Source organism: Gordonia sp. B8661-1, assembly GCF_059427765.1.
This window is the reverse complement of record NZ_JCAHRL010000001.1, coordinates 751,673-776,046: the sequence shown is the minus strand read 5'-3', so window position 1 is coordinate 776,046 and position 24,374 is coordinate 751,673. Positions and strand designations below refer to the sequence as shown.

25 protein-coding genes are annotated in these 24,374 nt (G+C 66.4%); 16 read left to right on the top strand and 9 right to left on the bottom strand.

The window, feature by feature from the left end; genetic code table 11:
- Positions 1-4 precede the first annotated feature (4 nt).
- Positions 5-1,714, bottom strand: coding sequence for an MFS transporter (locus AC4JJG_RS03660; protein ID WP_495398886.1), 1,710 nt, complete (start codon positions 1,712-1,714; stop codon positions 5-7).
- Between the two features lie 162 nt (positions 1,715-1,876).
- Between AC4JJG_RS03660 and AC4JJG_RS03655 the strand changes: the two genes are divergently transcribed.
- Positions 1,877-2,017, top strand: coding sequence for a hypothetical protein (locus AC4JJG_RS03655; protein ID WP_495398887.1), 141 nt, complete (start codon positions 1,877-1,879; stop codon positions 2,015-2,017).
- A 55-nt stretch (positions 2,018-2,072) separates the two neighbouring features.
- On the opposite strand, the gene AC4JJG_RS03650 is transcribed toward AC4JJG_RS03655, so the two are convergent.
- From AC4JJG_RS03650 to kstD, 3 genes are all read right to left on the bottom strand, one after another.
- The gene (locus tag AC4JJG_RS03650) at positions 2,073-2,504 is read right to left on the bottom strand and encodes a DUF6918 family protein (RefSeq protein WP_495398888.1); all 432 of its coding nucleotides are present in this window, start codon (positions 2,502-2,504) and stop codon (positions 2,073-2,075) included.
- 163 nt (positions 2,505-2,667) lie between these two features.
- The gene (locus AC4JJG_RS03645) at positions 2,668-3,531 is read right to left on the bottom strand and encodes a MaoC/PaaZ C-terminal domain-containing protein (protein ID WP_495398889.1); all 864 of its coding nucleotides are present in this window, start codon (positions 3,529-3,531) and stop codon (positions 2,668-2,670) included.
- Between the two features lie 4 nt (positions 3,532-3,535).
- Positions 3,536-5,287, bottom strand: coding sequence for a 3-oxosteroid 1-dehydrogenase (kstD, locus tag AC4JJG_RS03640; RefSeq protein ID WP_495398890.1), 1,752 nt, complete (start codon positions 5,285-5,287; stop codon positions 3,536-3,538).
- A gap of 251 nt (positions 5,288-5,538) precedes the next feature.
- Here kstD and AC4JJG_RS03635 point away from each other — a divergent pair, with 251 nt between their 5' ends.
- From AC4JJG_RS03635 to dmpG, 3 genes are read left to right on the top strand one after another with little or no spacing between them, the layout of a single operon-like run.
- On the top strand, positions 5,539-6,324 hold the full coding sequence (locus AC4JJG_RS03635; RefSeq protein WP_495398891.1) for a 2-keto-4-pentenoate hydratase: 786 nt from the start codon (positions 5,539-5,541) through the stop codon (positions 6,322-6,324).
- A gap of 48 nt (positions 6,325-6,372) precedes the next feature.
- Positions 6,373-7,278, top strand: a complete 906-nt coding sequence (locus AC4JJG_RS03630) for an acetaldehyde dehydrogenase (acetylating) (RefSeq protein ID WP_495398892.1) — start codon at positions 6,373-6,375, stop codon at positions 7,276-7,278.
- On the top strand, positions 7,275-8,342 hold the full coding sequence (gene dmpG / locus AC4JJG_RS03625) for a 4-hydroxy-2-oxovalerate aldolase (RefSeq protein WP_495398893.1): 1,068 nt from the start codon (positions 7,275-7,277) through the stop codon (positions 8,340-8,342). The genes AC4JJG_RS03630 and dmpG overlap by 4 nt, the downstream gene beginning before the upstream one ends.
- Before the next feature lie 9 nt (positions 8,343-8,351).
- Here dmpG and AC4JJG_RS03620 read toward each other — a convergent pair whose 3' ends face one another.
- Both AC4JJG_RS03620 and AC4JJG_RS03615 read right to left on the bottom strand, forming a co-directional pair.
- Positions 8,352-9,194 carry a class I SAM-dependent methyltransferase gene (locus AC4JJG_RS03620; protein ID WP_495398894.1) on the bottom strand — a complete coding sequence of 281 codons (843 nt, stop codon included), beginning with the start codon at positions 9,192-9,194 and terminating at the stop codon, positions 8,352-8,354.
- Positions 9,195-9,256: 62 nt separating this feature from the next.
- Positions 9,257-10,069 carry a VOC family protein gene (locus AC4JJG_RS03615; protein ID WP_495398895.1) on the bottom strand — a complete coding sequence of 271 codons (813 nt, stop codon included), beginning with the start codon at positions 10,067-10,069 and terminating at the stop codon, positions 9,257-9,259.
- 129 nt (positions 10,070-10,198) lie between these two features.
- Between AC4JJG_RS03615 and AC4JJG_RS03610 the strand changes: the two genes are divergently transcribed.
- The 4 genes from AC4JJG_RS03610 to AC4JJG_RS03595 all read left to right on the top strand — a co-directional run bounded on the left by AC4JJG_RS03610 (position 10,199) and on the right by AC4JJG_RS03595 (position 13,372).
- Positions 10,199-10,783: a TIGR03086 family metal-binding protein gene (locus AC4JJG_RS03610; RefSeq protein ID WP_495398896.1), complete on the top strand. Its 585-nt coding sequence runs from the start codon at positions 10,199-10,201 to the stop codon at positions 10,781-10,783.
- Between the two features lie 198 nt (positions 10,784-10,981).
- Entirely contained in the window at positions 10,982-11,965 is a 984-nt protein-coding gene (locus tag AC4JJG_RS03605) for a GlxA family transcriptional regulator (RefSeq protein WP_495398897.1), read from the top strand.
- A gap of 36 nt (positions 11,966-12,001) precedes the next feature.
- Positions 12,002-12,709: a DJ-1/PfpI family protein gene (locus tag AC4JJG_RS03600; protein ID WP_495398898.1), complete on the top strand. Its 708-nt coding sequence runs from the start codon at positions 12,002-12,004 to the stop codon at positions 12,707-12,709.
- 159 nt (positions 12,710-12,868) lie between these two features.
- Positions 12,869-13,372: a hypothetical protein gene (locus AC4JJG_RS03595; protein WP_495398899.1), complete on the top strand. Its 504-nt coding sequence runs from the start codon at positions 12,869-12,871 to the stop codon at positions 13,370-13,372.
- On the opposite strand, the gene AC4JJG_RS03590 is transcribed toward AC4JJG_RS03595, so the two are convergent.
- The 3 genes from AC4JJG_RS03590 to AC4JJG_RS03580 form a co-directional block, all read right to left on the bottom strand.
- Positions 13,347-13,877, bottom strand: a complete 531-nt coding sequence (locus AC4JJG_RS03590) for a C40 family peptidase (RefSeq protein WP_495398900.1) — start codon at positions 13,875-13,877, stop codon at positions 13,347-13,349. The two genes, AC4JJG_RS03595 and AC4JJG_RS03590, sit on opposite strands and share 26 nt — an antisense overlap.
- A 91-nt stretch (positions 13,878-13,968) precedes the next feature.
- A complete protein-coding gene (locus tag AC4JJG_RS03585; protein WP_495398901.1) occupies positions 13,969-14,355 on the bottom strand; it encodes a hypothetical protein in 387 nt (128 codons plus the stop codon).
- 2 nt (positions 14,356-14,357) lie between these two features.
- The gene (locus AC4JJG_RS03580; protein WP_495398902.1) at positions 14,358-15,569 is read right to left on the bottom strand and encodes a 3-ketosteroid-9-alpha-monooxygenase, oxygenase component; all 1,212 of its coding nucleotides are present in this window, start codon (positions 15,567-15,569) and stop codon (positions 14,358-14,360) included.
- A 240-nt stretch (positions 15,570-15,809) separates the two neighbouring features.
- On the opposite strand from AC4JJG_RS03580, the gene hsaA reads away from it, so the two are divergent.
- The 8 genes from hsaA (at position 15,810) to AC4JJG_RS03540 (ending at position 24,309) form a co-directional block, all read left to right on the top strand.
- Positions 15,810-16,994, top strand: coding sequence for a 3-hydroxy-9,10-secoandrosta-1,3,5(10)-triene-9,17-dione monooxygenase oxygenase subunit (hsaA, locus tag AC4JJG_RS03575; protein ID WP_495398903.1), 1,185 nt, complete (start codon positions 15,810-15,812; stop codon positions 16,992-16,994).
- A gap of 89 nt (positions 16,995-17,083) precedes the next feature.
- Entirely contained in the window at positions 17,084-17,995 is a 912-nt protein-coding gene (gene hsaC / locus AC4JJG_RS03570; protein ID WP_495398904.1) for an iron-dependent extradiol dioxygenase HsaC, read from the top strand.
- A gap of 5 nt (positions 17,996-18,000) precedes the next feature.
- The gene (gene hsaB, locus AC4JJG_RS03565) at positions 18,001-18,573 is read left to right on the top strand and encodes a 3-hydroxy-9,10-secoandrosta-1,3,5(10)-triene-9,17-dione monooxygenase reductase subunit (protein WP_495398905.1); all 573 of its coding nucleotides are present in this window, start codon (positions 18,001-18,003) and stop codon (positions 18,571-18,573) included.
- Complete coding sequence (locus AC4JJG_RS03560) at positions 18,570-19,778, top strand: hypothetical protein (RefSeq protein WP_495398906.1); 1,209 nt, start codon at positions 18,570-18,572, stop codon at positions 19,776-19,778. The genes hsaB and AC4JJG_RS03560 overlap by 4 nt, the downstream gene beginning before the upstream one ends.
- Entirely contained in the window at positions 19,775-20,572 is a 798-nt protein-coding gene (locus AC4JJG_RS03555) for an SDR family oxidoreductase (RefSeq protein ID WP_495398907.1), read from the top strand. Before AC4JJG_RS03560 ends, AC4JJG_RS03555 begins: the two co-directional genes overlap by 4 nt.
- A complete protein-coding gene (locus AC4JJG_RS03550) occupies positions 20,565-21,710 on the top strand; it encodes a sulfotransferase family protein (RefSeq protein ID WP_495398908.1) in 1,146 nt (381 codons plus the stop codon). The genes AC4JJG_RS03555 and AC4JJG_RS03550 overlap by 8 nt, the downstream gene beginning before the upstream one ends.
- 36 nt (positions 21,711-21,746) lie before the next feature.
- Positions 21,747-22,388 carry a class I SAM-dependent methyltransferase gene (locus AC4JJG_RS03545; protein WP_495398909.1) on the top strand — a complete coding sequence of 214 codons (642 nt, stop codon included), beginning with the start codon at positions 21,747-21,749 and terminating at the stop codon, positions 22,386-22,388.
- 232 nt (positions 22,389-22,620) lie between these two features.
- Entirely contained in the window at positions 22,621-24,309 is a 1,689-nt protein-coding gene (locus AC4JJG_RS03540; protein ID WP_495398910.1) for a GMC oxidoreductase, read from the top strand.
- Positions 24,310-24,374 lie beyond the last annotated feature (65 nt).

The following is a 24,374-nucleotide window of genomic DNA, read 5'->3' as shown; positions in this document are numbered from 1 at the left end:
GTCGTCACGACGGGGTGCCGGGTGTGTCCGGGACGTCGGTGGCCGGCTTCTCGGTGGTGTCGACCTCCTCTTCGGTGATCGCGACGACCCGTCCGGGAGCCAGCCAGACCAACAGCGCCGCCCCCGCGACCAGAACCGATCCCAGGATGACGTAGGCCTGAAAAGCAGGTTCCAGGAACGCATCCCGTGCGCCTGCCGTGACGCGCGCGGCGAGTTCGGGTGCCCGTCCGGCGAGACGTTCGGCGACGGCGGTGGCCTCGGCGAGCGAGCGGCTGATGTGCTCACCGACCTGATCGGCCTGCTGCAGGGTCAGCTGTCCGCCGACGGTGTCACCGGATTCCAGACGTTGCTGACCGGCGGCCCGCATCTGTTCTTCGACGCCACGGGCGGTGTCCCCGATCCGCGACGAGTAGCCCGCCGCGACGATGCTGCCCGCCAGCGCGACACCGATGGCCGCACCGAGTTCACGTGCGGTGTCGTTGACGGCGGACCCGATGCCCTGGTTGTCGAGCGGGGTGTTGGACATGATCGCCGTGGTCGACGGTGCGGTGGCCAGGCCGATGCCGACGGCGACGATGACCACCAGCCCCGCGCCGGTCGGGTAGTAGCTGTCGTAGTCGACCGTGCCGAGCAGGATGATCCCGATGCCGGCCACCAGAATGCCGGTGGACAGCACGAATTTCAGCGAGTGGAAGCGCACGGCCAGCCAGTTGCCCATCAACGCGAAGACGCCGACACCCGCCACCATCGGCATGAGAGCGAACGCCGATTGCAGCGGCGAGAAGCCGAAGATCAGCTGCAGATGCTGGAGGAAGAGGTAGAACACCGCGAACGACCCGAAGAACTGGAGCGACACCGCCAGTGCGCCGGAACCGAAGGCGCGGTTGGTGAACAGCCGGACGTCGAGGAGCGGGTTGGCCCTGCGGATTTCGATGGCGCAGAAGGTGGCCACCAGTGCCAGTCCGCCGATCAGGCACACGAGGACCACGGGATCCGCCCAGCCGCGATGCGGGGCCTCCAGCAGGCCGAAGACGATCGCGAAGATACCGGCCACGGAGGTGACGGCACCGAGCCAATCGAAGCGGCCGGGAGCGCTGTCCTTGGAGGTGCCGATGGTGACGCACAGAATCGCGGTGACGGCGGCCGACGCGGCGAACGTGATGAAAATCGACTTCCACGAGAAGAATTCGAGGAGGATGCCGGTCACCAGGAAGCCCGCGATGGCGCCGACACCGGCGACCGCCGACCAGATGCTCACGCCGATCGCCCGTTTGTCCTCGGGGACGCCGGAGGTGATGAGGGACAGTGTGGTCGGCATGATGAGTGCCGCGGCCGCACCCGCGAAGGCACGGGTCGCGATGAGCTGGGTGGGGTCGGTGATCCAGACCGGTAGCAGGGAGGCGATCGCGAACAGGACGAGACCGACGACGAGGACCTCGCGCCGGCCGATACGGTCGCCGATGGCGCCCGCGGGCAGCAGCAGTGCGGCGAGTGCGAGGGTGTAACCGTCGATGATCCAGGTCATCTGCGCCGAGCTGGCGCCCGTGTCGATCGCGATACCGGGCAGCGCGGTGTTGAGCGCGGCCATCGCGGCGACGACCATGCTGACTGCGGCACAGGCGATACCGATGAGCCAGATCGATCGGAGATCCACCCCGCCCAGGGTTCGCGGGGGGCGCGGTGTGGTATTCATGGTCCCGGCCGTTTCGGTCATGGCGCCTCCTGGATGTGACGAGCTGTTGCCGTCTCGTGACCACGACACGCGGTGTGTCCGACGCGATAATCGTCGCAACATGTGCAACATTTATCACTGCAGTAACAGAACCGGAGTGCCGGTGCTGATGCCGACGATCCGGACCGATGAAAGTGGGAGATCATGGCCTCACCCCAGGTCGCCTCTTCGCAATCCACCGAATGCACCCCCGCGCGCGTCCACGTGTGGCGAGTGCTGACGATGGTCGCGGCCCTTGCCGCGATGGTCGCCGGCCTGCTGCTCATCGTCACGTCCGCCGCCTGATACCGGCGTCGCACCCCGCCGATCCATCGATCGCCGGGGCACGACATCCGTCGGACTAGCCTGCGTTCTTCTCGAACGCGGCACCCACGCGCGGAAGCGCCGCGATCACATACCCCTTGGCCTTGCCGCGCAATGCGCCGTACGCCTTCGACAACGCGGGCTTGGCATCCTCGGTCTGCGCGTCGGTGACCGCGAGCAGCGACTCGGCGGCCGTGTCGCTGTTGGCGGCCAGGTGGTCGCCGAAGGCCACACCCGCGGGCTTCGAGGCCCACAGCGGTTCCAGCGCGTTCACGAAGTCCGGCAGCATCTTGTCGGTCGCGGAGGCCACGACACCCGGCTTCACCTTCTGTGCGGCGCTGTAGGCCGTCTTCACGGCGGCACCGCCGAGACCCTTCTGATCGGCGACCTCGGCGTCGATCACGCCGACGAGGTCGGAGACCAGCTGGGGCCGGTTCGGGGCCAACAGGGTGTGCAGCGATTCGCTCATGGCTTACTCCTCGATCAGATGCGGGGGACGCCGGCGGACACCCACCGGCACAGTACGGCGTCGAGCCTACTTGCCGTGGTCTCCGCCGCCGAGTGGCCATCCCCGAACCGCTTGTCCCCGAACCTGTTGTCACCGAACCGTTTGTCGCTGCCGGTGGTTCGGATCAGGTGGTGCGGAGCACGACGTTGCCCAGCGCCGGTGCACCGTCACGATCGGCCACCGCCGCGGTGATCAGCAACTGATCGCCGTCCTCCCAGACGCTCACGTCGAGGGTCTCGCCCGGGAAGACGATGCCGGCGAAGGTGGCCGAGAAGTCGTGCACGCGTGCGACATCGCCACCCAGCACTCCGTCGGTGACGGCGCGGCACACCGAACCGTAGGTGCACAGCCCGTGCAGGATCGGCCGCGGGAATCCCGCCGCCTCGGCGAAAGCCGGATCCGAGTGCAGCGGGTTGCGGTCACCGCAGAGCCGATACAGCAGTGCCTGCTGCGGCAGCGTCGGCACGCTCAACCGGTGATCGGGTGCGCGGTCCGGGTAGGCGACCTTCGCCGACGAGCCGCGCTCGCCACCGAATCCGCCCTCGCCCTTGGCGAAGATCGACGATCGCTCCGTCCACAGGACCTCGCCGGTCGCGTCGTCGGTGGTCGTCTTCTCCTGGATGATCACCGCGGCCGAACCCTTGTCCTGCACCTCGGCGATCACCGTACGGCTGGTCGCCGAACCGGACGCGGGCAACGGACGGGCCGCGGTCACCTGCTGGCTGCCGTGCACCACCTTCGCCAGGTCGATGTCGACTCCCGGGAAGGAGACCTTCGGTGGCTCGGTCGCGTGGAAGGAGGCGGCCACCGTGGCGAAGGACGGCAGCACCTTGGGCGTGACGTCGTCGACGTAAGCGAGGCCGATGGTGTCCATCGGATCGGCGGCCGCGCCCACCGCGAGGTTGTAGAGCGCGACATCGGAGGCGGTCCAGGAAAAGCTGACCGGCGGCAGTTCGGCGCCGACCGCGATTGCGGGATCGATGGGCACGGTGTCAGGCTCCTGCGTTCGAGTTGGACGGGTTCGACGTGGACCGGGCGGGTGCCGCTTTGGCCTTCGAGGCGGCATCCAGTGCGGCGAGATAGCCGAAGACCATCGCGGGTCCGATGGTCGCGCCGGGACCGGCATAGGTGTGGCCCATCACCGGTGCGCTGGTGTTGCCGGAGGCGTAGAGGCCCTCGATGACCGATCCGTCGGGACGCAGTGCACGGCCCGCGGCGTCGGTGTCGATGCCGCCCTTGGTGCCGAGGTCGCCCGGCACCATCTTGACCGCGTAGAACGGCGCCTTCTCGAGCGTGCCGAGGCTCGGGTTCGGCTTATTGGTGATGTCGCCGTAGTAGTGGTCGTAGCTGCTCTCGCCGCGATGGAAATCGGCGTCCACGCCGGTGCGGGCGAAGCCGTTGAAGCGTTCGGTGGTCTCGACCAGGGCATCGGCGGGTACACCGATCTTCTCGGCCAGCTCACGGATGCTGCCGGCCTTGACGACCACACCGGACTCCAGCCACTTCTTCGGAAGCGGTTGGCGCGCATTGATTCCCGCGAACAGATAGCGGTTGCGGCAGGTCTGGTCGAAGATCAGCCAGCCGGGCACGTTCTCGCCCGGCCCCTCTCCCTGACCGAATTCGCCGCCGTACATCTGGTGTACCGCTTCGACATACGGGAGGGATTCGTTCATGAAGCGCTGTCCGCGCTCGTTGATGATGAAGGTGCCCGGCACCGAACGCTCCGACAGCGCGAACCACGGTCCGCGCGGCATCGGGATCGTCGGACCCCACCACGCGTCGTCCATCAGCGAGACGCCCGCACCGACCTTGAGTGCCGCATTGATGCCGTCACCGGTGTTCGACGGTGCGCCCGTGGTCCATTCGGTGCCGATCGGTGCGCGCTGATACTTGGCGCGCATCTCCGCGTTGTGCTCGAAGCCGCCGCAGCCGAGGATCACGCCGTGCCGGGCACGGATCGGGAAGGTCTTCCCGTCGTGTTCGGCGAGCACACCGACGACCCCGCCGTTCTCGGTGAGTAGATCGACCAGCGGGGTGTTCAGGCGCACCGGGACGCCGAGCTCACGGACACCGAGCAGGAGTTCGGCGGCCAGCGCGGCACCCATCGCGATGTTCTTCTTGCCGCGCGTGCGCCCCCAGAAGAATCGGGTGGCGACCTTGGCCATCTTCGCCGGGCCGCGCCAGTGGCGCATGCCGGTATTGAGCCAGCGATAATCCGACTGCAGCACAACCATGTTCAGTGGCGCCTTGGTGTAGGCCGGATGCAGCGTCTTCAGGTCGTCGCCGAGTTTGCGGGCGTCGAACGGCTTGGGCTCCACGGATCGTCCGGCGGCGCGACCGCCGGGCGCCTCGGGGTAGTAATCGGAGTAGTTCTTCACCCACTCCAGATTCAGCGGGGAGTGCTTCATCAGGAAGTCCAGCGCCTCCGGGCCGCGGTCGATGTAGGCGTCGATGCGCTCGGGCGAGGCGTGCTCACCGACGATCGCGTGCACGTACTCACGCGCCTTCTCCGGGGTGTCCCGCACGCCGTCGCGCTTGAGGACCGAGTTGTTCGGGATCCACACGCCGCCGCCGGAGCGCGACGTCGAGCCGCCCCAGTACTCGGACTTCTCGATGAGGACGGTCTTCAGGCCGCTCGCCGCGGCCGTGATGGCCGCGCTCAGCCCGGCCGCGCCGGCACCCACGACGACGACGTCGTAGGTCTCGTCTGTTGTCTGTTCGGTTGGTTCGGTTGCGCCGGACATCGAAGCCCCTTCAGTTTTCGCCACTGGATAGCCGTGCTCTGGATGAATTAGAACACGTTTCAGAAACAGTATGCCAGGGTGTGGCGCAGGCGATGCTGCCGTGCCGCCATGTCACAAGGAGTCCGACGTCCCGCTCAGTGGGCATGCTCTGGGCGATTGCCGCGTAAGCGACAAGACTGGACTGAAAGTGTCGTATTGAGCTCGGGTGCTCTAAACTAGAACACGTTCACCCTGACTGGAGCGAGGTAGAAGTGGCGGTTGACCAGGCGATTCGCGAGCAGATCGCAGCCGACCTGTGGCAGGCGGAGGCGACTGCGTCGGCGATCGACCGTCCCAGCGATTCGCATGACCTCGACGTCGTCGACGCCTATGAGATCCAGCTGATCAACATCCGTAAGCGGCTGGCGGCGGGCGCGACGATCGTCGGCCACAAGGTGGGGCTGGCGTCGGCGGCCATGCAGAAGATGATGAATGTCGACGAGCCGGACTACGGGCATCTGCTCGACGAGATGCAGTACTTCGAGGATCGGCCCATCGATACCTCGAAGCTGTGTTTCCCGCGGGTCGAGGTCGAGGTGGGGTTCGTCCTCGGTGCCGATCTGCCGCCGGAGGGATGCACCAACGACGACGTCATCGCCGCCATCGAGTGGGTGGTGCCGTCGATCGAGTTGATCGATTCGCGGATCAAGGACTGGAAGATCACGCTCCCCGACACCATCGCCGACAACGCGTCGTCGTGCGGCTGGATTCTGGGCAAGGAACGGGTCGCGATTGCCGACCTCGACGTGGGTGATATCGATGCCACGCTCGAACGCAACGGTGAGGTCGTCGCGAAGGGCAATTCGTCCGAGGTACTGGGCAATCCGCTGAACTCGGTGTTTTTCCTGGCGCGCACGGTCGGCAATTTCGGTGTGCAGCTCCGCAAGGGCGACGTCATCCTGCCCGGTACCGCAACCAAGGCGTTCGACATCGCATCGGGTGACCATTTCGTCGCCGAGTTCGAGGGCCTCGGGTCCGTCACGCTCGACTTCACCTGATTAACAATGACTTTCACGACATCGAGTATCACGAGTAGAGGAGGCGCCGTGGCAGCCAAGCTGACCGCAGCGATCATCGGGTCGGGCAACATCGGCACCGACCTGATGTACAAGCTGGAACGTTCCGATGTGATCGTCCCGCGATGGATGGTCGGCATCGACGCCGATTCCGAGGGCATGAAGCGGGCCGCCGATCACGGGCTCATCACCATGAGTGGCGGCGCCGATGAACTGCTCGCGTCGTCGGAGAAACCCGACATGATCTTCGAGGCGACGTCGGCCTACGTGCACCGCGAATACGCGCCGAAGTACGAGGAGGCGGGCATCGTCGCCATCGACCTCACTCCGGCCGCTGTCGGTCCGGCCGTGGTGCCGCCGGCGAATCTGCGCGAACATCTCGACGCACCGAACACCAACATGATCACCTGCGGTGGTCAGGCGACCATTCCGATGGTGCACGCGGTGTCGTCGGTCGTGCCCGTGCCGTACGCGGAGATCGTCGCATCGGTGTCGTCGGAGTCCGCCGGTCCCGGTACCCGCGCCAACATCGATGAGTTCACGCGCACGACGTCGAAGGGCGTCGAGACGATCGGTGGCGCCGACAAGGGCAAGGCGATCATCATCCTGAATCCGGCCGACCCGCCGATGATCATGCGCGACACCATCTTCTGCGCCATCCCCGCCGATGCCGACACCGATGCCATCTCGGAGGCGATCCACAAGCGTGAGAAGGAAATCCAGAGTTACGTGCCCGGCTACCGGTTGCTGCAGGATCCGCAGTTCGACGCACCGAGCGTCATCAACGGTGGCTACGCACGGGTCTCGATCTTCGTCGAGGTCGAAGGTGCGGGCGACTTCTTGCCGCCGTACGCGGGCAACCTCGACATCATGACCGCCGCCGCCACCAAGGTCGGCGAAGAAATCGCCAAGCAGAAGCTGGGAGTCTCGGCATGAGCAACGACGTGATGGCGAACGCGCGCAAGTTCTCCGACACCCTCGACATCCGGGTCACCGACTCGTCGTTGCGGGACGGCAGCCACCACAAGCGTCACCAGTTCACCGAGCAGGAGGTGCGCGACATCGTCGCCGCACTCGACGGCGCGGGTGTTCCGGTCATCGAGGTGACGCACGGCGACGGCCTCGGCGGATCGTCGTTCAATTACGGATTCTCCAAAACACCGGAGCAGCAACTGATCAAAGCCGCTGTCGAGACCGCGAAGCAGGCGAAGATCGCGTTCCTGATGCTGCCCGGACTCGGCACCAAGGACGACATCCGCGCCGCGCAGGACAACGGTGGGCAGATCTGCCGGATCGCCACCCACTGCACCGAGGCCGACGTGTCGATCCAGCACTTCGGCCTGGCCCGCGAACTCGGACTGGAGACCGTCGGCTTCCTGATGATGAGCCACAGCCAGCCGCCCGAGGTGCTCGCGAAGCAGGCCCGCATCATGGCCGACGCCGGATGTCAGTGCGTCTACGTCGTCGACTCGGCCGGTGCGCTGGTTCTCGAGCAGGTGTCCGATCGCGTCTCCGCGCTGCGCGCCGAACTCGGCGACGACGCCCAGATCGGTTTCCACGGTCATGAGAACCTGGACATCGCGGTCGCGAATTCCATTGCGGCCGTGCGTGCCGGGGCTCAGCAGATCGACGGTTCGGTGCGGCGCTTCGGTGCGGGCGCGGGTAATACGCCGGTCGAGGCGTTCGTCGGTGTGTGCGACAAACTCGACATCACCACCGGTATCGACTTCATGAAGATCGCCGATGCCGCACAGGATGTCGTCCGCCCGGCGATGCCGTCGGAATGCCTGGTCGACCGGCCGGCCATGATGATGGGCTACGCAGGCTGCTACAGCTCGTTCCTCAAGCACGCCGAAGGCCACGCGGAGAAGTACGGCGTCTCGGCCGCCGACATCCTCCTCGAGGCGGGCGCACGCAAGCTCGTCGGCGGCCAGGAGGATCAGCTCATCGACATCGCGCTCGAACTGAAGAAGAAGGCCGACGCCAACGCGGGTGTGTGACGTCCGCGTTCAGCGTTGCGCCGTCACCAGCCAGCAGGCGGCCGGGTGACGGAGTCGGCCGTCGACGAGGTGCGTGCGAAGGTCGTCTCGCACATCGTCGAGTAGGGCTTGCCAGCCGTCCTCGCCGATGCGCGGGCGGAGTTCGGCGGCGGCACGTCGCCCGGTGGTGGTGGCCAGCATGATGAACATCCGTTCGGCCACACCGTCGCTGCCGTCGTCGATCGCGTAGTCGCACACCGTGTCGAGCGGGTCGATGCCGATGGTGCTCCAGCCCGCCGCGTCCAGAATCGCTGTCAGCCGTTCCGGATCGGCGAAGGCGGTCGGGCCCGGTGCACCCGGCGCGGCCTCCACGGGCGGCTCGCCGAGCCGGGCGCGAAGGATCTCGGTGCCGAGCGTGAAGATCGGGTTCTCGCTCGCGTCACGCCAGCAGGCGAACGCCAGTCGACCGCCGTCTGCGGTGGCGTCGGCGATCCTGGTGAACGCCGCGGTCGGGTCGTCGAAGAACATGACCCCGAACCGCGAGATCACCCGGTCGAAGGGCCGTCCCGGCGCCTCGCCTGCCACGTTGGTGGTTGCGGCGTCGCCGAGAATCACGGTCGCCGACGGAACGCGCTCCCGGGCACGGTCGACCATGTCGGGCGAGATGTCGATGCCGACCGGATCGGCACCGGCCTCGGCGACGGCGGCGAGGAGGGTGCCCGACCCGCAGCCGACGTCCAGCACCCGTTGCCCCGGTGGGATGTCCGCGGCCTTGATGATGGCTGCGGTGATCGGTGTGAAGATCGCGTCGAAATAGCGTTCATTCTCCACCCATCCGGCCGCGCCGTGTGCCCATTCCGCGGGAGTCGTCATGCTCCCACCGTGCCAGCGGTTCACTTGTGCCGCAACGACGACTCCGCGGAATCGAGCTGGGCCTACCTGTCGGCCGGGGGTGTGGCGATACAGATGGCGGCGCCCATCGGGTCCTTGATCGCGCCGAGGGTGCCGAACGGCGTGACCTCACCCGGTTGGAGAATCGTGCCGCCGAGTTCCGCGGCCTTCGCCGCCGTCGCGGCAACATCGTCGACGGTGATGTACACCTGCCAGAAGGAGGGATGATGGTCGCCGAACAAGCCCGCGGCGGCCATGATGCCCGCGACTCCTTCGCGGGTGTCGCCCTCACCGACCGTCACTTGCGAATACCGGTCGGGCCCAACGGCATCGGGGTCGCCACCGGTGCCGATCTCCTCGAGTTGCCAGCCCAGCGACTTCGTGTAGAACTCGGTCGATGCCGGATAGTTCATGCTCATCTCGTCGAACCAGTACGGGGTGCCGTGGGTGCCGCGCTCGGTGAAACCGGGGTGTGTTCCGGGCTGCCAGATTCCGTACATCGCACCCGCCGGGTCCGACAGGATGGCCATCACGCCGAGATCGCCCACCGGCATCGGCGGGGCGAACACCTGACCGCCCGCCTCTTTGGCTGCCTCGACGGCCGCATCCGCGTCATCGACCTTGAAGTAGACGGTCCAGGCATCGCCCGGCCCGTCGGCGGCGTCGCCGGTGGCAGGCATCAGTCCGGCGACGACCTTGCCGTTGACCGAGAAGTTGCGATAGCCACCGAACTCCTCCGTGCCCTCCGACGCGGTCCAACCGAACAGTTGGCCATAGAAGTCGGCTGCGCGATCGGCATCCGAACTCATCAGATCAAACCAAACGGGTGCCCCGGTGAGGGCGTGATAGTCGGGCATGGCGAATCCCTTCGAACGGTGTGGGTCCTGACGGAAGTACGGACTGTGCCCGGACGCGGGATTCATCGGTGGCCGACCGATGAATCGCCATCCTGTGTCGAGTCTGCACCACCACAGGAGGAGGTTTCGATGTACACAGATGAATTCTCGAACGCGGTGGACAACCTGAACACGCTCGCCGACCGGACCGGCGACGACGACCTGTCCAGGCCCACGCCGTGCCCGGATATGGATCTCGCGACGATGTACGGCCACGTGATCGGACTCTGCGAGGCGTTCACGGCGGCCGCGCGGAAAGACACCGGCGCACTGACCGACACCCCGCCCGACCCGTCCGCGTCGACGTTGCCCGACGGCTGGCGTGGACGTCTCCGGATGAACCTCGCCGAACTTCGGGACGCGTGGGCACAACCGGATGCCTGGGAGGGCGACACCCAGGCGGGCGGTGTCACCGCGCCGGCCACGATCATGGGCACCGTGGCACTCAGCGAACTGGTGCTGCACGGCTGGGACGTCTCCCGCTCGATCGGCGTCGACTACACCGTCGGCGAACCGGCACTGCAGGCCGTCTTCGACCTGCATCACCCGGCACAACCGCAGTCCGAACGAGACGGCATGTTCGGGCCGGTCGTACCCGTACCCGACGATGCACCTCTCCTTCAGCGACTTGTCGGCCTCGCCGGCCGCGACCCGTTCTGGCCGTCGGCGGGGTGAGCGATCGCGGCAACTCGTCCGGCTGCTGAAAACATCGCCCTCAGCAGGCTCCGAGGGCATATTGCCCTTTGTGACCCGTCACGGCGATGTTTTCAGCAGGCCGGTCCCACGGGCCGCGACCGATGCCCGGACGTGCATGTCCGAATCTGTGGGGTCCGTGTCATGGACGACATGAGATGATCGCGACAGACTGAACCTGTGCAACAGGACAGTGGGACGGTGCGGCGGGTCGTCGTTGTCGGATACCCGGATGCGCAGGCGCTTGACATCACCGGTCCCGCGGACGTATTCGCCGGTGCCACACAGTATCTCGCGGCCACGGGGGCGGGCGGGGGCTACACGGTGTCACTGGCCTGCGCGGCGGGTGACCCGGTCACCACCAATTCGGGACTGCGACTGGTCGCCGACGTCCTTCCGGAACCCGACGGTGACATCGACACGATCCTGATCCCGGGTGGATTCGGGGTGCAGGCGGCCTGCGCCTCCACGGATCTCACGACGTGGCTGCGGCGTGCGTCGGGCAACGCCCGGCGGGTCGTCACCGTGTGTACCGGCGCATTTCTGGCGGCCGAGGCCGGCCTGCTCGACAACTGCCCGGCGACGACCCATTGGGCGTGGGCCGACCTGCTGGCCGAAACCTATCCGCTGGTACAGGTCAATTCCGATCCGATCTTCGTGCGCAGCTCGGACACGGTCTGGACCTCGGCCGGGGTGACCGCGGGCATCGACCTCGCACTCGCGCTGGTGGAGGACGACCACGGCACCGAGGTGGCACAGACGGTCGCGCGATGGCTGGTTCTGTATCTGCGCCGCCCGGGCGGGCAGACGCAGTTCGCGCCGCCGGTGTGGATGCCACGTGCCAAACGCGCACCGATCCGCGAAGTCCAGGAATGGATCGACACCCGGCCCGGCGAATGCCATGACATCGCATCGCTCGCCGCGCGGGCGGCGATGAGCCCGCGACATTTCTCCCGGCTGTTCACCGACGAGGTCGGCATCGCACCCGGCACCTACGTGGAACGTATCCGGGTCGACGCGGCGCGCAGGCAGTTGGAGGAGACCGACGACACCGTCGAGGTGATCGCCGTGCGATGCGGTTTCGGATCGTCGGAGACGTTGCGGCGCAACTTCGTTCGTCGTGTCGGCGTATCGCCGGACCATTATCGCAAGACCTTCGCCTGACATCGGCACACATCAACCAACAGATCGGGGCATGCCATGCAGATCGCCATCGTCGTCTATCCGCAGTTCACCGCGCTCGACTTCATCGGGCCCTACGAGGTGCTGCGTAATCTGTCCGGGGCGGAGGTCCGTTTCGTCTGGCATGAGGTGGGTCCGGTACCCGCCGACTCCGGCGTGCTGTACGTCGGAGCAACGCACACCTTCGACGAAACCCCTTCTCCCGACCTGGTTCTCGTGCCGGGCGGCCCCGGCTGCATGGCCGCGGCCCGCGACGACCGGCTGCTCGACTGGCTGCGGCGCGTCCACCCGAAGGCCGGCTGGACGGCGTCGGTGTGCACCGGGTCGGTGATTCTGGCGGCCGCGGGTCTGCTCACCGGGCGATCGGCCACCACGCATTGGGCGGCCCTGCCCGCGTTGCGGACCTTCGGTGTCACGCCGGTCGCGGATCGTCGCATCGTCAACGAAGGCGATGTGGTGACGGCGGCCGGAGTGTCCGCGGGCATTGATCTCGCTCTGTGGCTGGCGGCGCAGATTGACGGTGAGGCCAAGGCGAAGGCCATCCAACTCCTCATCGAATACGATCCGCAACCCCCGGTCGACGAAGGTCACACCTCCAAGGCGTCGGCGCGCACCAAGACGTCGGCGGCGGCGCTGCTCGGCCGGGACATGATCAGACCCGCGGCGCTGTCCGCGTCGGCGCGGCTGCTGTGGGACCGGGTGTTAAGACGGCCGCTCAGCGCCTGATTCATTCGTTGAGATTACGGCCTCGATACGGCGGCTCGCTGCGCTCGCGGCCTACTCGACCATCACACGGAGACCAGGCGGGTGTGGTTGCGGCATGCTGGATTGGAGGTCCTCACCGCAGGGCTTCGCACGATCGGAGTTCATGGCAGGGTGGTGGTCATGCGGATCTCGCCCCAGCGCTGGGCCATCGGACTGGTCGTCGGCGCAATGGTCCTGGCGGCCTTGACGTTCGCCCCGTGGGGGCACGGTACGGAGGGCTGGCGGCCGACGATCAGCGGCACCGGCAAGGTATCGATCGACGGGGGGAGCCGCGACGAGGTGGCCTTCCTGCAGGATCACACCGGACGGCCCGGGCTCCTGCTGATCGCTCTCGCCCTGATCATCCTGATCGCCGGTGCCGTGGCGTGGTGGCGTGCGGAGTTCCGGATCGCGGCGGCGGTGATCGCCGGTCTGGGCGGAGTGTGCGCGGCCGTCTGGTCCGTCGTGGTCTGGTCGTCGCTGCCGTCGCATCTGTTCGACGATGCCGTCACCGAAGCACTGTCGGCGTCGGCGCCGCAGCTGGATCCGGGGTGGGGTGTGATCGGTTCGCTGGTGATCGCGGTGCTGATCGTCGGTGCCGCGGGAATGACCGTGTGGTCTACCCGAGTCGCCGAATCGTCTTGACCGACGGCATCGTCGAGAGCGGCGTGAAACCGATGGGCACACCGTTCGGGCCGTAGGCGTTGAAGACCTGACCGAATCCGGCGTAGATGCCGATGTGGTCGGCCGCCTGCCGGAAGACGATGAGGTCGCCGGGAGCGAGTGCCGACATGGGGATGGCCTTGCCGGAATGCTGCTGTTGCTGGCTGGTGCGGGGCAGGTGGATGCCGGTGGTGGCGAAGGCCCAGCGGACCAGACCCGAGCAGTCCCAGGAATTCGGTCCGACTCCGCCCCACTTGTAGGGTTTGCCGATCTGGGTCGTCGCCGCGGAGAGCGCGGCAAGCCCGGCCGGGGTCGGTACGGGCAGATAGATCTCGACCGACCCGCTGGAACCGCTCGATCCGCCGTTCGAGCTACTGCCCGCCGAGCCGGTGTCGGCGATCGCCGCGGGGGCGGTCAGCGCGCCGGTGAACACGATGGTCGCGGCACACAGCACCCCGGCCGCGCGGCGCCGTCGGTGGCTCGTCATGCATTCAGACTGGCGTATGTGAGCCACACACTGTCAAGCTTTCGGCATAGTCCCTGGTGGGCGATGCCGCCTTCCGGCTACCCCGCGTCGATCACCAGTATCCGTCGGGGTCCGTTTCCGGGGATTCCGACGGGATGATGCCCTCGGCCACTGCGTGATCGATACTCGCCGACAATCGGGCGCAGGTCGGCATCATCGAGCCGGGCAGGAGCGCCCGGCCGTTGGCGGAGGGTTCCAGACCCATGCACCGCGCTCGTGCATCGTCGTTCCACTGCACGCTGGTGTGGTGCGGGCTCGTCTTCTTGACCAGGACGTGGGCATGACAGGTGCGGCATTCGATCTCCCGCATCCCGCCCTGCAGGTAGTGGCTGCGGTCCCGCTCGGTGGCCGCGTGGACCGCCGCCAGCCGAGCGGGATCGGCATGGAAGTCGGGAGCCTTTGCCCAGCCGCTCTGTGCGTGTTCGGCCGCCCGGGTCACGCTCAGACCTCCGCTTTCTCCGAGCCGGCCTGCTGCGTGTCGTCCTGCTGGGCCTCTTCCTGCTGGCGCCGCAGATTCTCCTGCACCTCGATGCCCCAGCTCTCCAGCGCCTTGGCGGTGTCGATCTCGTACTCGAAGCGCTGCGTCATCTCGTCGGTGACATCGGCCTTGTCGACGTAGAACTGCTCGTACCAGCGACGCAGCTGGTAGACCGGGCCGTCCTCCTCCACGAGGAGCGGATTGTCGATGCGGGTCTTGTTCTTCCAGATCGCAACGTCCTGGAGGAAGCCGACCTCGACGCCCTTGGTGATCTTCTGGACCATCCGCTCGCCCTGCTCACGGCTGAGGCCCTCGGGGATCTTGCCCATCACGCCGTACATGAGGACGAAGGAGTTCTCGTCGATCGGGTAGTGGCAGTTGGTGAGGATGGTCTCCACCGCGTACTCGCCGTAGTACTGCACCATCGGGTTCAGCATGTAGGACGGACCGTAGTACGCCGCAATGGATTCCAGCCGGCTGTCGCCGTAGTTGGTGCCCAGCGTGACGTCGGGGCGTCCGTGGGAATTCATGTACTGCGCGGCGATCTCGCCCTCGAAGACGTTCTTGAAGTAGTCCGGGAGCGCGTAGTGCACGTAGAAGAAGTGCGCCATGTCCACGACGTTGTCTATGATCTCGCGGCAGTTGGAGCCCTCGATGACGATGCGGTTCCAGGTCCAGCCGGTCCACTCGTCGCTGCCGACCTCATGGAGTTCGGGAATGATGTGTTCCTCGGGCGGCGGGTTGCCCTCGGGATCGTTGTACACGAACACCTGGCCGTTGCGGATCGTCGTCGGCCACGAGCGGGTCTTCGCCAGTTTCGGATTGCGCTTGGCGTAGGGGACCCCGGCACACCGGCCGTTTCCCTTCCACAGCCAGCCGTGGAAGGGACACGCCACGTTCCCGTCCTTGATGCTGCCCTGGGAGAGGTCGCCACCCATGTGGCGGCAGAAGGCGTCGAGGATGTTGATGTTGCCCTCGTCGTCGGCCCAGACCACCAGCTTGGTGCCGAAGATCTCCACCGAGTGGGGCTTGCCGTCGGTGAATTCGTCGACCAGACCGAGGCAGTGCCAGCCGCGGGCGAACCGCGAGGGCGGGGTTCCGGTGTCGATTTCGCGGACGTCTCCATCGCCGGCGCGGGCGGTCGCTGCGGTGGGGGTCTCGGGTGTCGCTGACATCAGCCACTCCTGTCGTTTCGGTATGCGGGACCGTGGGTTGTGTCGGTTCCCGCCTGCCTCAATACTAGAACAAGTTTCAAAAATGGCCAGGGGGTTGCGCCGTTCGGACGACGAAAAAGGGTCGGAAGACCCGGCAAACGCGCAGCGCTCGACATAAATGAGAACGTGTTCTAGTCTCGGATTCGGACGAGAACCAGGTCGACCCTTTCAGGGCCGAGGAGAACGACAAGGAGCGGCGAGATGCCAGCACAACGGAGTGAGGCCGCAGAGCAGGTCCTGGAGAAGATCAACGCTCTGCTGCCCGAGATCGAGCAGCGGACACAGGCCACCGAGGATCTGCGGCGTATCCCGGAGGAGACGGTGTCGAGCCTGCAGGACGCGGGCTTCTTCAAACTGATGCAGCCCGAGCAGTGGGGCGGATACCAGGTGGATCCGGTCACCTTCTACGAGGCGGTGCGCCGCATCTCCACCGCATGCGGTTCCACCGGTTGGGTCGCCGGCATCATCGGCATCCACAACTGGCACCTCGCCCTGTTCGGCCAGCAGGCGCAGGAAGAGGTCTGGGGCGACGATCCCAACGTCCGCATTTCCTCGTCGTATGCACCGATGGGTATGGGCGAGGTCGTCGACGGCGGCTACAAGGTGAACGGCAACTGGGCGTTCTCGTCCGGCTGTGAGATCGCCGACTGGACCTTCGTCGGCGGACCGGTCATCAAGGACGGCCGTCCGGTCGACTTCGTGAGCTACCTGCTGCCGCGCTCGGACTACAACATCAAGGATGTCTGGAATGTGGTGGGCCTCAAGGGCACCGGTTCCAACACCCTCGAGGTCAAGGACGCCTTCGTGCCGACCCATCGCGTGCTGAGCATGCGGACGATGGCCGAGTACCGGAGCCCGGGTCTCGAGCAGAACACCGCGCCGGTGTACAAGATGCCGTGGGGCACAATCCATCCCAGCACCATCTCCACGCCGATCGTCGGCATGGCGTACGGCGCCTACAACGCGCATGTCGAGCATCAGGGCAAGCGTGTGCGCGCGGCCTACGCCGGGGAGAAGTCCAAGGACGACCCGTTCGCCAAGGTCCGTATCGCCGGTGCCGCCAGCGACATCGATGCCTCCTGGCGTCAGCTGTCGGGCAACCTGCAGGCCGAATACGACTTGATCCTCGCCGGCGAGGAGATCCCGATGGAGCTGCGCACCGCGGCCCGTCGCGACCAGGTGCGTGCCACCGCCCGCGCCATCGCGTCGATCGACAGTCTCTTCGAGAACTCGGGTGCGGGTGCGCTCAACGTCGACAACCCGATCCAGCGGTTCTGGCGTGACGCCCACGCCGGCCGGGTGCATGCAGCGAACGATCCCGAACGCGCCTACGTGGCCTTCGGCAACAACGAATTCGGCATCCCCGTCGGCGACACGATGGTGTGAGCCTTGCTTGCGGATCAGCGGCGCACGCCGTCCGCTGATCCGCTTGCAGGTCTCAGCACGGATCACCAAGCAACAGGAGCAATTTCGAGATGAGTGACAGCCCGATCAAGTCCCTGGGATATATGCGCATCGAGGCCACCGACATCGACGCGTGGCGTGAGTACGGCCTCAAGGTCCTCGGCCTCATCGAGGGCAAGGGCACCGTCGAGGGTGCCCTGTACTTCCGCATGGACGACTTCCCGGCACGCCTGGTCATCGTGCCCTCCGACCGCGATCACATCGCGTCGTCCGGCTGGGAATGTGCGAATGCCGCAGCGCTGCAGGACGTTCGCGACCGGCTCTCGGCCGCGGGTGTGATCTTCCGTGAGGCCAAGGACGAGGAACTCCTCGACCGGCAGGTCGACGAGATGATCGTCTTCGACGACCCGGCGGGCAACACTCTCGAGGTCTTTCACGGTGTGGCACTTCAGCATCGACGCATCGTCAGCCCGTACGGTCACCGCTTCGTGACCGGTGAGCAGGGCCTCGGACATGTGGTGCTGACCTGCGACGACGACGCCGCGGCACTGGCCTTCTACCGCGACGTGCTCGGCTTCTCCCTCCGGGACTCGATGCGTCTGCCCCCGCAGGCCGTCGGTCGCGAGGAGGGCGACGAGTCGCCGTGGCTGCGTTTCCTGGGCTGCAACCCGCGCCATCATTCCCTGGCCTTCCTGCCCATTCCGAACAGCACCGGCATCGTGCACCTGATGATCGAGGTGGAGAACTCCGACGACGTCGGACTCTGCCTCGACCGCGCTCTGCGCAAGAAGGTGAAGATGTCGGCGTCACTCGGCCGTCACGTCAACGACCTGATGCTGTCCTTCTACATGAAGACACCCGGCGGTTTCGACGTCGAATACGGTTGTGAGGGAAGACAGGTCGACGACGACGAGTGGGTGGCGCGTGAGTCCACCGCGGTCAGCCTGTGGGGACATGACTTCACCGTCGGTTTCCGGGACTGATCGCCGTGACACAGACACCGTATGGGTCGTCGGATTTCGACTCCCGGCAGTTCCGTACCGCCATGGGCCAGTTCTGCACGGGGGTCACGGTCATCACGACCATCGATGACGCGGGCGCCCCGGTCGGATTCGCCTGCCAGTCCTTCGCCGCGCTGTCACTGGATCCGCCGCTGGTGCTGTTCTGTCCGATGAAGACCTCGCGGAGCTGGCCGGTCATCGAGAAGTCCGGCAAGTTCTGCGTCAACGTGCTGTCGAATCGTCAGCAGGACGTGAGCGCGGCCTTCGGTGCGCCGGGCGACGACAAGTTCCGCAACATCACCTGGGACCCGTCCCCGCAGGGACTGCCGGTGATCCGGCACTCGCTCACCTGGGTGGAATGTGACGTCGAGCAGGTGACCGACGGCGGCGATCACTTCATCGTCATCGGACGTGCCAAGACGCTGGGTGATGTGTTGCAGGACAAGCCCTTGCTGTTCTATCGCGGCGGATACCTGTCCACCGAGCATCCCCGCGTCACGCCCGCGCAGGCCGAACTGGACAACTTCCTCACCTGGACCGGAGGCGACACCTGGCTATGACGGACTCGACGGATTCCGCGAACGCGACCCCTGACACCACCGTGACCCGGCCGTTCACCGATGCCATCGCCGAGTGCGAAAAGCTCATCGCCGGTGCGGAGTTCATCGAGACCGAGCAGGATCTGGCCGAGGGGCTCGACTACCTGGCCGGGAGCATCGCGGCGATCGTCCAGACGGTGCGGTCGCGCAATATCTCCCACCCGAACTTCGTGACGTCCACGGGGCCGATGACGAAGATGGGCCTCGACAACCCGGACACCCTCTACTATCACGCGGACATCGACGATCACGGAACGTATATCGTGCGCGGCCGTCGGGGCAGCACGACCGACCTGGCGTTCCAGGTACTCAAGGGCGACTACACGCCGGACGAGATCCCCGGCGGCGAAGAGGCATTCGACGATCGCGCGATCGGGATCGCCGACGACGGAACGTACGAGATCACCTTCGGTCCCGCACTCGACGAATCGCGTGACGGCTACTTCACGCTGCCCGCCGGTGCGTCGATGCTGTCGGTGCGAGAGGTGTACGGGGACTGGGCACAGCGCAAGGGTACGATCTCCATCGAGCGTGTCGACACCACCGGGACCGCACCGGCCGAGCCCGATCTCGCCCGGGTGACCAAGCGCTACACGACGATGGGGAAGATGCTGAAGTCCCGGGTGCACACCTGGTTCAACTTCCCCAAGTGGTTCTACCTGGACGAGCCGGTGAACACCTTCACCGCACCACGTCTCACGCCGGGCGGTCTCTCGACGCAGTTCTCGTCGGTCGGCCACTACCGGCTCGCCGACGACGAGGCGATGATCATCACCGTGCCGAAATCGGCTGCGCCCTATCAGGGTTTCCAGCTCGGCAGTATGTGGTACATCTCCCTCGACTACGTCAATCATCAGACGAGCCTGAATTCGTCACAGGCGCAGGTGGATCCCGACGGCATGATCCGCATGGTGCTGTCCCGGAAGAATCCGGGTGTGGCGAACTGGATCGAGACCACCGGTCGCGCGCAGGGGATCATGCAGTTCCGGTGGCAGCGGGTGGATGCGCCGATCACCCCCGAGCAGGGGCCGACTGCGCAGGTCATCGACTTCGGGGACGTCGCCGAACATCTTCCGTATCACGACACCAACGTCGTCGACGATGCGGGATGGGCCGAGCGAATCACCGTGCGGCAGCGCGGATTCGCCGAGAGGATGCTGGGATGAGCGCGCCGGACACGTCGGGGCTGCTTGACGGCAAGGTCGTCGTGGTGTCCGGTGTCGGGCCCGGGCTGGGGCGGTCCATCGTGCTCCGGTCCGCGGCGGCGGGCGCGAAGGTCGTACTGGCCGCGCGCACCGAATCGCGGTTGCACGACATCGCCGCCGAGGCGGCCGCTGCCGGCGGGGAGACTCTCGTGGTGCCCACCGACATCACCGACGACGAGGCCGTCGACCGGCTGGTCGCCGCCACCCTGGAGAATTTCGGCCGGGTGGACGCGGTGGTGAACAACGCGTTCGCGCTGCCGTCGATGAAACCATTGGCGCGCACCGACTTCGAGCACATCACCGCCAGTCTCGAACTGACACTGCTGGGCACGTTGCGCGTCATCAAGGCGTTCACCGAACCTCTCGCCGACACCGACGGTGCCGTCGTCAACATCAACTCGATGGTGATCCGGCATTCCGAGCCGCGCTACGGCAGCTACAAGATGGCCAAGTCGGCGTTGCTCGCCATGTCGCAGTCGCTGGCGACCGAGCTCGGGGACAAGGGAATCCGCATCAACAGCGTTGCCCCCGGCTACATCTGGGACGATCAGTTGAAGTGGTATTTCGGCGAGGTCGCCACGAAGTACGGCATCACACCCGAGCAGGTCTACGAGCAGACCGCGAGCAAATCCGATCTCAAGCGACTGCCGGAGCCGGACGAGATCGCCGACGCCGTGGTGTTTCTCGCCTCGCCGATGGCGAATGCGATCACCGGACACACCCTGGACGTGAACTGTGGGGAATACCATGACTAGTGCCGGAGCCCGCATCGACGTGGGCAGTATCGCCGACCTCCACGAATCGGCCACCCGGGCAACCGGTCTCGACGACTTCGGACAGCCCGACTATATCGACGGTCTGCAGGTGCTCCTCGATGCGTATGCGCAGGAAGCCGACCTGACGGAATCGGGCAGCAAGATGTTCCGGTTCTTCCTGAAGGGGGCACTGGTCGCGCGACTGCTGTCCGAGGCGTCGTGGAAGGCCAACCCCGGCTACGCGGATGTGGCGGTCACCCGGCCGATCTTCGTGACCGGGCTGCCCCGCACCGGCACCACCGCACTGCATCGTCTGCTCGCCGCCGACCCGGCCCATCAGGGGCTCGAGTACTGGCTCGCCGAGTTCCCGCAGCCCCGGCCCCCGCGGTCGGAGTGGGCGGACAATCCGGTGTATCAGCAGATCGATGCCGGCCTCTCACAGCATCACGTCGAGAACCCGGAATTTATGGGGCTGCACTACATGACGGCCGACGAGGTCGAGGAATGCTGGCAGCTGTTGCGCCAGAACGTCATGTCGATCTCCTACGAATCGCTCGCGCACGTGCCGTCGTACTCGCGGTGGCTGCGCGAACAGGATTGGACGCCCGCCTATCGGCGTCACCGGACGAATCTGCAACTGATCGGGATGAATGATCCGGACAAGCGGTGGGTCCTGAAGAACCCCAGCCACATGTTCGCCCTCGACGCACTGATGGCGGTGTACCCCGACGCGCTCGTCGTGCAGACCCACCGGCCGCCGGAGACCATCATCGCGTCGATGTGCAGTCTCGCCGAGCATGCGACCCGCGGGTGGTCGAACACCTTCGTCGGCGACACCATCGGGACCGAGCAGCTCGAACTGTGGTCGCGGGGGCTCCGGGACTTCACCGAGGCCCGCACACGGTACGACCCGGCACAGTTCGTCGACGTGGACTTCGACGACCTGCGTTCCGACCCCTTCGGCACCGTCGACCGGATCTATGCCGCCCTCGGCAGCGAGGTGTCGGACGAGGCGCGCGCCGCCATGGAGACGCTCGATGCGGAGAGCAAGTCGGGGGACCGGAAACCGCAGCATCGTTATTCGCTGTCCGACTACGGGCTCGACGAAGAGCAGGTCAGCGGGGCTTTCGCGCGCTGAAGCGCAGCCTGAATCTGAGCAGGCTAGGGTGCGGGCATGGCAGGCAATACCGATGACACGCATTCGGCGGCGCTGTACGACGACGTCGCCGACCTCTATGCCGAGACCTTCCCGAAGGCCTATCTCACCGCGCTGGAGAGGCGTGCGGTCGACGCCTTCGCCGACATCGTCCTCGCCGAGGGGTTGCCGGGGCCGACCGTCGACGTCGGCTGCGGGCCCGGACATGTGACCGCCGAACTCGCGGACCGCGGACTGACCGTCGTCGGTGTCGACCCCAGCGTGCGAATGGTCACCATCGCGCGGGAAAAACATCCTCACCTGCGGTTCCAGATCGATGACGCCACCCTGAGCGCGGTCCACCATCAGCAGCCGGCCGCGTTGCTGGCCCGGTTCAGTCTGATCCACCTGGAACCGGATCAGGTCGGCCCGGTGTTCGCGGCCTGGGCCGAGATGCTCGCGCCCGGGGCGCCGGTCCTCGTGGCCTCGCAGTCGACCGACACCGCGGGAGACCCGGAGCCCTTCGATCACAAGGTCGCCCCGGCCTGGCGCTGGCATCCGGCCCGATTGTCGAAAGAACTGTCGGACAACGGGTTCGACGAGGTCTGGCACTCCGTGAGCCGCCCCGACGACGATCACCGGTTTCCCGAGGTGCACATGCTGGCCCGCCGCCGCTCGTAGGAGATGATCGAGGCGCCGACGAGGTGATCGAGATCCCGTGTCCACCGGTCGTATGAACTTTGCCGAGCGAGCACCGGAGACGTGGGATTCGCTGCGTGCAAAGAAATTCCATCCGGTACCCTATCCCCGTACAGGCTGGGTCGGGGAAGGTCCAGTTGCGTTCGTCAGGGGAGGCGATCGTCCTGGCGGGACTCCGTGGGGGAGCGAAGTGGATCGTCGATCTTTTCTGAGGATGACGGCTGCCGGAATGTCGGTGGCCGGGCTGTCGGCTGCCGGTATGGGCGGTGTCAGGCAACCGGTCGCGTCGGCGTCGCCCGCGCAGCCTGTCGCCGCCGGTCCGCTGTCGAAACGCGGTCAGTACGAGAAACTCGTGCCGGAGATCTTCCGGCCCGTCCCGGCGCCGCGATCGCATTCCGAGGCGATCGTCATCGGTACGGGCTTCGGAGGCGCCGTCAGCGCGCTTCGGTTGGCGCAGGCCGGGATTCAGACCACCGTGCTCGAACGCGGGTCACGCTGGCCGAACGATCCGTGGCGGGAGATCTACGGGCTCGACGGCCGTATGCTGTGGCACGGAAGTCGGGCGCTGGCCGATGATTCCCGGGGACCTGCCGGTCCGTCGACTCTCACGGCGGCGGCGTATGCGTCGACGTACGGAGCCATGGCGGCCGTCGACGATTTCGGGGGAATCTTCGAGATCAGCTGGCACCACAATGCCGCGATCATGTGCGGTGCGGCCGTCGGCGGAGGGTCGGTCGTCTACATCGGCATCACCGCGCAGTCACTGCGGGAACCGTTCGACGCGGTGTTCAAGGGGGTCGTCAACTACGACGAGATGGCGCGTACCTGGTATCCGAAGGCGATGTCGGGGCTCGGCGCCACGGTCGTCCCCGGCGATGTCTACCGCGACGTCAGCTTCCGGAACGCCCGGGACTTCGAGCGGGTCAGCAGGCGGGCCGGATACGATCCGCATCCGATACCGGGAAACTGGCGCTGGAATGTGCTGCGCGACGAGATCGCCGGTCGCGCAAAGCCGATGGCCACGGCCGCGGCCCTGGCGAACTCCAACGGCTCGCTCAATGCCCTGACCCACACCTACCTGCCGCGCGCCGAGGCGACGGGCAAGGCGACCATCCATCCGCGCCATCAGGTCAACGCCATTCATGTGGAGAAGTCCGGCCGCTTCGTCCTCGACGTCGACTATGTGAGCCCCTACGGGGACGTACTGGCTCGTCGCACGCTCACCACGGACCGGCTGGTGGTCGCCGCCGGATGTCTGGGGACCAATCGTCTGCTGGTGACGGCGCGTGACACCGGTGCCCTGCCGAACCTGAACGAGCACATCGGTACCGGTTGGGGCAACAACGGCAACGGCAACATCGACATCGCGCTCGGCGGGACCCGGAAAGCAACCCAGAGTGCCGTCGGCGCAGTCGGATTCATCGACACCGGGGACACGTTCGCCCGCGGGGTGGTGAACGCGACGTTCGGCCTCGGGCCGCTCGATGACGTCGCCGCGGCAGCGAACACCTCGGCCATGAAGGTGGGCATCACCTCGGTCGACGATTCCCGGGGAACGTTCCGGTATCACCGTGACAGCGGTCAGGTGGTCCTCGACTGGCCGGCCCGGGGCAACGCCGATGTGGAAGCGAACTGTGTGCGTATCGGGCACAGGCTGGCGGAGAAGTCCGGGTTGCCCGTACAAGCGGTGCTGTACGAACCGGACGTGCAATGGGCGCACTGCCTCGGCGGCGCCACGCTCGGAACCGCGTGCGACGAGTACGGCCGCGTCAAGGGTTACCGGAATCTCTACGTGAACGACGGTGCGATGCTGCCCGGCTCGGCAGGCGCGTCGAATCCGACGCTGACCATCACCGCGGTGGCCGAACGCAACATCGCGACGATCATCGCCGACGGGCGCTGACCGGGCTATCCGCGGACCAAGAAGGCGGTTGGGGGTTCTGTTGGTCGGCTGAGGGTTGTCGCTGA